The 993-nt window shown below is 43.8% G+C and carries 1 protein-coding gene; it reads right to left on the bottom strand.

What is annotated here, in order from left to right; all coding sequences use genetic code 11:
• Nucleotides 1-15 precede the first annotated feature (15 nt).
• Nucleotides 16-900, bottom strand: coding sequence for an IS982 family transposase (locus tag AACQ83_RS24240; RefSeq protein WP_112879928.1), 885 nt, complete (start codon nt 898-900; stop codon nt 16-18).
• Between the last annotated feature and the right edge of the window lie 93 nt (nt 901-993).

Raw genomic sequence — 993 nt, 5'->3', positions numbered from 1 at the left:
TAACCTGAGTTCTGGTTAAGCCGTCACTAATATGTCCATTTCTGAGCGGGAGATATTCAGTGACGGTTTGTTCTCTTTGAAACAATAAGCGATTAGCCCTCCTAACACATTCAACATGAATCCCTGTAGACTACGGTGTCGTGAGTGCTCTATCTGAGAAATATTCTTTAACTGATCATGGATGGTTTCTATGATGAAACGCTTTGATAACATCACCTTATCCCACACTGAGAGCGCTTTTGCCTTCATGTTACTGCGCGTATCCGTTATCAATGTCACCCCTGCTGCGTTTAAATCATCAAACAGAGCCTGACTGATATATCCCTTGTCGCCGTAAAGCGTTCCTGTTAATCCCGTTGCTAACTCACGGACAGGCTCCCGATCATCGACATTACCCGGAGTGAGTTTGGCTGACACAATTTCTCCCTGATGATTGACTATCAGATGCAGCTTAAAACCGAAAAACCATCCCATTGACCCTTTTCCTCGTTTCGCTATGCCGTCAAACACCTTATGGCGAGGGATACGAATGTTATGACAAACACGAATACTTGTGGAATCGACAAAAGCGAGTCCCGTGGGTTTCCCTTTCACCTGCGTCAAATAGCTACAAAGCGGTCCTAAAACTGAGGAAACGACGCCTAAGAACCGGGTATAGCTGAGCAGGGTGGGAAAGTCTTGTTGATGGTATCGTCGGACTAATCCAAAGTAGAAATTTTTGAAATCGCGATAATGTGACATATGAAAAGCAATCACAATGGTCATAATCTCGCTGGCACTCATGCGGCCATGACGTCTGCGTTGACGATGTCCTTCCTCGATACACTGTTGTTCCCAGAGTGGAATGAATACACGACAAAAATCATCGACATCGCAGAAGAGTTCAACTAGTTTATCCATGCCTGTTCCTAATAAGATCGTTTTTTTCTTGGTCGAAAATTTTGATCTTGGAACAGGCACTTAGTTCCATTTTTTTATCCAGAGTTCAGGTTA

Origin of the sequence: Photorhabdus sp. S10-54 (genome assembly GCF_963878145.1) — a bacterium.
Classification (GTDB): Bacteria; Pseudomonadota; Gammaproteobacteria; order Enterobacterales; family Enterobacteriaceae; genus Photorhabdus; species Photorhabdus kayaii.
The sequence above is the reverse complement of the archived record's forward strand: the minus strand, read 5'-3'. Positions and strand labels throughout refer to the sequence as shown.